This window comes from Marivirga sericea (assembly GCF_900177665.1).
Classification (GTDB): domain Bacteria; phylum Bacteroidota; class Bacteroidia; order Cytophagales; family Cyclobacteriaceae; genus Marivirga; species Marivirga sericea.
The window spans coordinates 177,083-184,814 of sequence record NZ_FXAW01000009.1 but is presented as its reverse complement, the minus strand read 5'-3'; the positions used below and the strand labels follow the sequence as shown (position 1 = coordinate 184,814).

Genomic DNA, 7,732 nt, shown 5'->3' with positions numbered 1-7,732 from the left:
CCGTTAATGCTGACCGTGTTCCCAATCACAGAGGCATTTCCAGACAGAACGGAAAAGCTAATAGGCAATCCACTATCGCTACTGGCTGAAAGGGTAAAATCTGCATCTCCATAGGTTTTATCCTCAATGGCATCAAAGGTGATGGTTTGATCTGCTTTGGCGATGTTGAGGTTTCCAGCTGAATAGTTAAAAGCATAATTATCAGAAACTCCACCGGAGACTGAGATGATATAATCACCTGCATCGCTGTTCATATCTGCCATAGTGCTGGCAGTTGGTACAGTGGTTAAATCCGTTTGGTCTTCACTATTGACAAAACCTGAATAGCTGATGGAGAGTGCGGGGATCGCATCCCCGTAAACGATGTTTTGGTCATCAGCCGAAACGGTAAGATTGGCTTTAGTCACTTGCAATGTGAAATTTTGAAGTTCGTTATTTGCCGGAGTGGTCGTTTCTCTAACTTCTAGTGTAATTGGAAAATCCCCTGCTTCAATTGGAATCCCCTCTAAAGAAAATTCCCCGGCCGCTTCAAGTAAGGTTACTCCATCTGGTAGGTTTCCGGATTGTAAAACTACTGTCAGTTCATCGCCATCGTCATCAGAAACATCAATATCATAAAGGTATGAATTACCATACGTAGCCTGTACTACTGGACTACTTAAAAAGTTAGGATTACTTTGTCCTGATGCGGTATTCAAATTACATAAAACAAAAGCAACTAATATAAAGTGTAAAAAAAATTGCTTGGGGGTTCTAAAAGATGACATGATACTTCATTACAATTTCGAGGTGGAAAAATACAAAATATTAATTGTATTATTTTATATTGCGATCGATTATCGATTAATATATTACATTAATCTATGAATCAGTTTTATGTATGTTTTAAATTTTAATTCCTTCAATTAAAGTTCAAAACTTGTTTAGATTAACAAAATAAGGTAGGGTTAAAATATGGAAATTATTTTTTGGATAGGAATAGGATTAATAACTTACACATATTTCGGCTATCCTGTTGTACTCTATATTTTGATCAAACTTAAGAGAGTTTTTAATACTCAAAGCAATAATTATTTTGCTACAGCAGAAATGCCTGAAGTCAGCTTAATTATCGCGTGTTACAATGAGGGAGAAATTATCAAAGAAAAGATCGAAAATACCTTGCAACTACATTACCCCAAAGAAAAGTTGAAGATTTACTTCGTTACGGATGGAACTTCAGATGGGAGTGAGAAAATTGTAAATGATTATAAAGAGGTCACTTTATTTCATTCAAAAGAGCGCAAAGGAAAAAATGCAGCAATTAATAGAGTACTTCCATTTTTGAACTCACCTATTCTGGTGTTCTGTGACGCAAACACCTTCTTAAATGCAGAAGCAATTCTGAATATAGCAAGGCATTATAAAAGCGATGGAATAGGAGCTGTTGCCGGTGAAAAGCGTGTTATGACTAGTGATATTGAAGATATGGCGGGAAGCGGGGAAGGAGCGTATTGGAAATATGAGTCGGCTTTAAAAAAATGGGACTCCGAATTACACACCGTTGTTGGAGCAGCTGGCGAGCTGTTTTCAGTAAGAAGAGAGTTAATGCCTGTAGTACCTGAAGGGATTCTAATTGAAGATTTTTACGTTTCAATGAAAATTGCTCAAAACGGTTACAAAGTAGTTTATGAGCCAGATGCTTACGCAATGGAAACTGGTTCTGATTCAATAGCTGAAGAAAGGAAAAGAAAAATTAGAATAGCTGCAGGCGGAATTCAATCTATCATAATTTTTCTGCCGCTACTTAATATATTTAGATATGGTTGGCTTTGTTTTCAGTACGTATCCCATAGGATGCTAAGATGGTCACTAGCCCCTTTAAGTTTGCTAGTAGTTTTTAGCTTGAATATCTATTTGGTAATAGTTTTAGGAGGGATCTATACTATATTGATGGGACTTCAGCTTCTTTTTTACTTAATTGCAGCAATTGGCGCTTACGCAGAAGGGAAAATTAGGGTACCGAAAATAGTATTGCTTCCGTTCTATTTTGCTTTCATGAACCTATCGGTTTTTCAGGGGTTTATTAGATTGTTGAAAGGAAAACAATCGGCAGTGTGGGAGAAGTCAAAAAGGAAAAATGCCGTGTCTTAGATCCGATAGTTACTAAGCTTTTTTTCAATTGTTGAAACTTAAAAGATGTTAGCCAGTTCAATGGTTTTTAGAGAAGAAATTTAGGTTTCTTGCATTTTAAGTCGTTGGATAATTATAAGGTTTTTATATCATGTCGATTTCAATTGATACGGTTCGAGTAGGTAAAGTATATTACATGGTAAATTATGGTGATATACATGAATTTAGAGTGACTAAAGCAATCGGTTATAAAGATTTTGAATGCAAGGATATGACTACTCTCGAAGAATTCAATTTAAGTGAATTAACGGCCTACGGAAAAGGGAAAGACTACGAGTTTTATGAAGTCGAGGATTGAGCAAAGTTTCAAACGCCTTCTTCTAGTCCAAATATTTTCTTTATTGTTTTTTGAGTTCTTTGGTTCATCATCATGATTAAATAGTCGTCAGCTTTTATTTTGAAATTATCAGAAGGGTTTTTGTACAAAACGCGATTCACTTCTTCAATTCGCACCAAACCCATTAAAATGACGTTCTCACTCTTTTTTAATTCAAAAAATACTTTGTCATATTCTTGGCCTATGTACTGATTATTATCCATTACTTTAAATTGCTTTATATCATAGTCCTCGTCAGTGGTAGGATAGGCTAATATTTCTTCAGAAAAAAGTGCTACGTCTGGTTCAAACATGTAGCTTGCCAATAATCTACTAGCGATTTCATTTTGCGAAATAGCATGAGTTACACCAGCGCTCAGAAAGGTCTGCTTTAAATTTGAGTTTTCTAAAGTCACTGTATAATTTAGCCCTTCATATTCTTTCTTGAGATTCAATATATATACTAGTTTTTCAGTATCATCTGATAGATTGATGAAAACAGTATTCGATTTTCGGATATTCACTTTTTCCAGTAGTTCAAAGTTCTCATAATCTGAATAGAGAACAAAGAGGGTACGTTCTTGATAAAGTTCTTTTAGTAAGTCAATATATTCCCTATTCCGAGTGACAATAGCCACTTTTCTGCCTGCTTTGATCAGTTGATCTATTACTGTTTTACCAAATTGAGTCCAGCCAATAACCACTATATGGTCCTCAAAATCTGTTCCGTACATGCCTAATTTTTTGTGTTCTTTAATGTTTGCCATAATAGTTGAAATTTGTCCAATTAATAGACCGTATACACCTAAACTTAGAAAAATTAAAACGTAGCCAATAGCACGACCACCCGTTGAAGTAGGTACCAGATCTCCGTAGCCCACAGTTGTTAGTGTGACTATAGAGTACCAAAAAGCATCTGATAGATTATCAATTTTGCCATCTGAAGACCTTAATTCGAATTCTAATAAATTAAAGACTAAGAATAAGAAGATGCCAAGAAAGGCTAATAGGTAGTAAATTAACTTTTTGTAACTTCTAAAATTCATTATTTCAATTTAAAACCTATCACTAGTATATCATCCGTTTGAGGATTGTTTTTTCTCCAGTGTATGAATTCATCTTCAATATAGTCTTGTTGGTCTTGAATTGGTTTCTGTGCAATTCGTGAAAGCAATTTACGAAAATTACCTTTCATATATTTTTTATTTTCTGGACCTCCAAATTGGTCTTGAAAACCATCTGAACTCATGTAAATCATAGCATCTTCTTTAAGGGAGATCTCTTGTTTTGTGAAAGATTTTTCGGATTGCTGTGTACTTCCGACACTATTTCTGTCGGCTTCAATGACTTCTAATTCATTATTTTGATGAACATATAAAGGGATTTTGGCTCCTGTGTATTCTAACTTATTGCTCTTACGATCTATTAAAACGAGTCCAATATCTAAGCCGTCAGTATTGGAATTTTCAAGTTGTTGTTGATGGAGATTTTGTTGAATTTTCTGGTCTAAGAGGGAAACTATCAGGTCAGGAGAAGTAATCCCAGTTTCAATTACGATTTGATTTAGTAATGAATTGGCTAAGACGGTCATAAAAGCTCCAGGTACGCCATGACCAGTGCAATCCACCAAGGCAAATGCTATTTTATCTTCAATCTGGGTAAACCAGTAGAAATCACCACTTACTATATCGCGCGGTCTAAAGTAAATGAAGGATTTTGGTAAAACTTCTTTGATTGTTGGGAGCTGAGGAAGTAGGGAATCTTGTATTTGTTTCGCATATGTTATGCTATCCATTATTTGTTGATTCTTATCCGTCAATCTGTTGCTTGTTTCCGCTAAATCCTCCTTTTGAGTTTCTATTTCTTCTTTTTGCTCTTGAATTGCAATATTTTGCTGACTTAAGGCTTTGTTAGCTTTGTTCTTTAGTTTATTTCTATTGTAAAGAATAAGGATTAGTATAATCAATAATAGTAGTCCTAAACTTAAAGTAGCGATAAAAAAACTGCGTTGATCAGCTTGCAATTCCTTTATGGCATTGTCTTTCTTTAGTAGGTCAATTTCTTTTTCTTTTTTCTCAATATTGTAAAGGGCTTCAATTTCAGCTATCGATTTAATATTTTCTTCTTTAAACTTTCTCTCTGATTCTAACATAAAGAGTTTCATATAAATCAATGCATTATTTTTATCGCCCATTTTGTCATAAACTTTGGATAATTTCTGATAGGAGTCTTTCAGAATGCTAGATGAATTTATTTTCTGAGCTATAGTTACGCTGTTTTTTAATTCTTGAATTGCATATTGGAAATTGGCTTTGGTGATGTGAATTTCACCAATTTCGAGTCCAATTCTCGCTTGTAATTCTGGCATATTTTGCTCTGCAGCAAGTACTTTAGATTTTTTTAAATTCTCAAGTGCATTGTTAATAGCCCCTTGAAGTTTGTACACTTTCCCTATATCAAAGAATGAATAGGCTAGACCAGTTTTATCCTGACTGGCGGAATCAATTTTCATTGCATTACGGAAACTTTTAAGTGCATTTTCAACATTTCCAGTTGCTATATAAAAATTGCCAATATTACTATGGGTTGTTGCTATATTATAAGATTTTCCATTTTGTTTAGCAAGCACTAATGCATCGAAGAGGTATTCCTGTGCTTTTTCATAAGTGCCCAATTCTTGGTAGATCAAACCGATAGTGTTGAGTGTTATTTCTTTACCTGTTTCAATTTCCAACTCTTCTTTTATTTTCAAAGACTGGACGCAGTGCTGAATAGCTAAATTATAGCGCTCCATATACGTATAAATGTCACAAATAAGCGCAAGTAAGTTTGATTGTGTTACTTTATCATTTACTTCATAGGCGATATCTAAGCCTGATTCTGCAAAAGTAAGAGCAGTTTTGTAGCGGTCTCGAAAAAAGTAAATATTAGCTACAGAAGACGCTGCTTGTAAAGCACCTAATGAGTTTTCACGTTGTTGAAATATTTCGTAAGCGGTAAGAAAATATTTTTCAGTCCGGTCAAAATCATCCACCAGATAATAGTAGTCGCCTAAATAGTATTGAGACCACGCGTAACTACTACTTGTGGTGTCATCTTTGGACAGAGTGAGGAGTTCCTCTGCGTACAATCGCATTGAATTTGGATTGGTGTTCCGATACTCCTCACAGAGTTCAATTAGGATATTTTTTTTCTGGGAATCACTTATTTTTGAAGTGAGTAAATTTTCAAGACTATCGGTAGTTTGTGCTGATAGAGAATGAATTAAAAAGATGGATATTATTACAGAAAAGAAGATTTTCATAGAAAGCTCAATATAATAATAATTATTTTTATTTGTATAAAATAAGTAGGAAAGAAAAAGTTAAAATCTGGTTGGACATATTGCTAAAATATTTCCATGATTTTAAATCTGTATTTTTTACTTATTGTACCAGATGTCCGCAATGTACAAACCGCTGGCCCCATTGGTTGAAATTGATCTATTTTAGATTTATCTACACTGGCTCGAAACCCGGTAGCAACCTGATAAATCGGGATGGCTAACATTATGGATGTTGCATCTGCTAATAAAAGTCCACTAAACATTTAAGAATGACTATAATAACAGATTCTCAGGATTTATTTACTCTGTTGGACAGTCTGTTGATTGGTCTGCAACAGCTTCAGCCTAATATCCTTTGTAGTTGTTTATAAATCATTTCGTCAATAGATGATGCAAATCAATCACTTGCTTAATTACAGATCTACTTTCATCATTAAAAATCACATAATCGGCTAATTCAAGCCGTTCATCATCAGAAAGCTGTTTTTTCATGATGGCTTCAACGCTTTCTGGAGTTCTTTGAGGGTCTCTTTCCAATGTGCGTTTAAGTCTGATTTCGTGACTGGCGTGCACATTGATGGTGGCATCCAATTGCTTATAGGAGCCGGTTTCGAATAGAAGTGCAGCTTCTTTTAAAATATAGGGTTTGTTAGCGTGCGAAGAGCACCAATTTTTAAAATCATCAGCAACGGCCGGATGAACTAATCTATTTAGCAGCTCCAATTTATCATCATTCCCAAAGACTTCTTTACTTAGATACTCCCTGTTCAGCTCCCCATTGTCGAAATAGGCTTCTTTACCAAAGTGAAAAGCTATTTTAGCTTTCAGCTCAGGGTCATTTGATTGCAACCATTTAGCCCTAGAATCAGCTGGATAATTCGGGGTTCCCAGCAGTTGAAATACTTCGCAAATCAGACTTTTTCCTGCTCCAATTCCGCCAGTAATCCCTATTTTCTTCATGGCTTTATGTATTGAAAATTAACGGAGTCTATTTTTATTTTCCTTTTCTTTAGCTGTTTCGGTAGAGATGCTATAATAGGCTTAACGGTTGAGTCTGAAGCGCCAATTTTCTCATAATCCACGATCAATTGAATGCTATCTAAGTTATAATTGCCAGCAAGTTTTTCTTCGATTTCAAATGAAATTCTCGCTAAACTATCCCGAAATATATAGGCGTTAGAATCTGCTGGAACATTTACTTTTTGGAATGGTAGCATCAGCTCCTGTTGAATGAATTTAGCCACTTCAAAGCTTATTTGGACTTCTACAGGACTGCGATTGACCAAACTTGAGCCAAAAGTTGGTAGATAAACTTCTCCAGAATAGTTACTAGAGATTTTGTCGTCATCAAGTTCAATAAAGACTTCCCTAGGGACTTCCTTAATAAAGCGTTCTGGACCTGTGAAAGTGGCGGAATCGTGAGATTTTTTTATGCTGGAAACCAATCGATAATTCTCTTCCAAACTAATGCTAGAACTATCAACGGATATTTTAGCAGTTGCGGTTCTGATTGAATCTATCGCAATTCTTAAAGTATCGTTTTCGACATAGTTAAGTTGAATTTCGGTCATTTGGTCTGCAATGAGGGTATACAGTGAATTACCAAGGATATATTTTTGCTTAACTGGGTCTTCTAGAGGGACTTCAACAGGGGTAATGGTAAACCAGAATGTTTTCCTGAGAAGATTCCAGCCTCCTCCACTTACATTTATGCTGACCTTTTTGGGTAGTTCATTTACAACAACCAATGAGGAGTCCGGGAAAGTAAATTTGATGGGGTAACTAATTCTAGTGGAATAATTATCGTTAAGCGCATTGAAAAACCAAAAAGTGGTAGCTGTGACTACGCACAAGACTACCACTTTAATAGTATCATTCGATTGAGGTAGGAATATATTACTCAACCAATCCCATATTTT

General features: G+C 35.2%; 7 protein-coding genes. 2 read left to right on the top strand and 5 right to left on the bottom strand.

Annotated features, from left to right (window positions below):
* The coding region (locus B9Y84_RS18560) for an MBG domain-containing protein (RefSeq protein WP_176223840.1) at positions 1-767 on the bottom strand (767 nt) is incomplete at its 3' end.
* Positions 768-954: 187 nt separating this feature from the next.
* Here B9Y84_RS18560 and B9Y84_RS18555 point away from each other — a divergent pair.
* Together B9Y84_RS18555 and B9Y84_RS18550 are read left to right on the top strand one after the other, a co-directional pair.
* Positions 955-2,133 (top strand): glycosyltransferase family 2 protein, encoded by a 1,179-nt coding sequence (locus B9Y84_RS18555; protein ID WP_085518897.1) that lies wholly within the window; start codon positions 955-957, stop codon positions 2,131-2,133.
* 130 nt (positions 2,134-2,263) lie between these two features.
* Complete coding sequence (locus B9Y84_RS18550) at positions 2,264-2,470, top strand: hypothetical protein (protein WP_085518896.1); 207 nt, start codon at positions 2,264-2,266, stop codon at positions 2,468-2,470.
* 8 nt (positions 2,471-2,478) lie between these two features.
* Here the strand turns inward: B9Y84_RS18550 and B9Y84_RS18545 are convergent, their stop codons facing one another.
* The 4 genes from B9Y84_RS18545 to B9Y84_RS18525 all read right to left on the bottom strand — a co-directional run bounded on the left by B9Y84_RS18545 (position 2,479) and on the right by B9Y84_RS18525 (position 7,717).
* Complete coding sequence (locus B9Y84_RS18545; RefSeq protein WP_085518895.1) at positions 2,479-3,534, bottom strand: potassium channel family protein; 1,056 nt, start codon at positions 3,532-3,534, stop codon at positions 2,479-2,481.
* On the bottom strand, positions 3,534-5,792 hold the full coding sequence (locus B9Y84_RS18540) for a tetratricopeptide repeat protein (protein ID WP_085518894.1): 2,259 nt from the start codon (positions 5,790-5,792) through the stop codon (positions 3,534-3,536). Before B9Y84_RS18540 ends, B9Y84_RS18545 begins: the two co-directional genes overlap by 1 nt.
* Before the next feature lie 393 nt (positions 5,793-6,185).
* Positions 6,186-6,773 carry a dephospho-CoA kinase gene (gene coaE, locus B9Y84_RS18530; protein ID WP_085518892.1) on the bottom strand — a complete coding sequence of 196 codons (588 nt, stop codon included), beginning with the start codon at positions 6,771-6,773 and terminating at the stop codon, positions 6,186-6,188.
* A complete protein-coding gene (locus B9Y84_RS18525) occupies positions 6,770-7,717 on the bottom strand; it encodes a YbbR-like domain-containing protein (protein WP_085518891.1) in 948 nt (315 codons plus the stop codon). Before B9Y84_RS18525 ends, coaE begins: the two co-directional genes overlap by 4 nt.
* Between the last annotated feature and the right edge of the window lie 15 nt (positions 7,718-7,732).

Coding starts and splice junctions, on each gene's coding strand:
- B9Y84_RS18540 (WP_085518894.1), bottom strand. CDS start 5,792: ATGAAAATCTTCTTTTCTGTAATAATATCCATCTTTTTAATTCATTCT.
- B9Y84_RS18555 (WP_085518897.1), top strand. CDS start 955: ATGGAAATTATTTTTTGGATAGGAATAGGATTAATAACTTACACATAT.
- B9Y84_RS18545 (WP_085518895.1), bottom strand. CDS start 3,534: ATGAATTTTAGAAGTTACAAAAAGTTAATTTACTACCTATTAGCCTTT.
- B9Y84_RS18550 (WP_085518896.1), top strand. CDS start 2,264: ATGTCGATTTCAATTGATACGGTTCGAGTAGGTAAAGTATATTACATG.
- coaE (WP_085518892.1), bottom strand. CDS start 6,773: ATGAAGAAAATAGGGATTACTGGCGGAATTGGAGCAGGAAAAAGTCTG.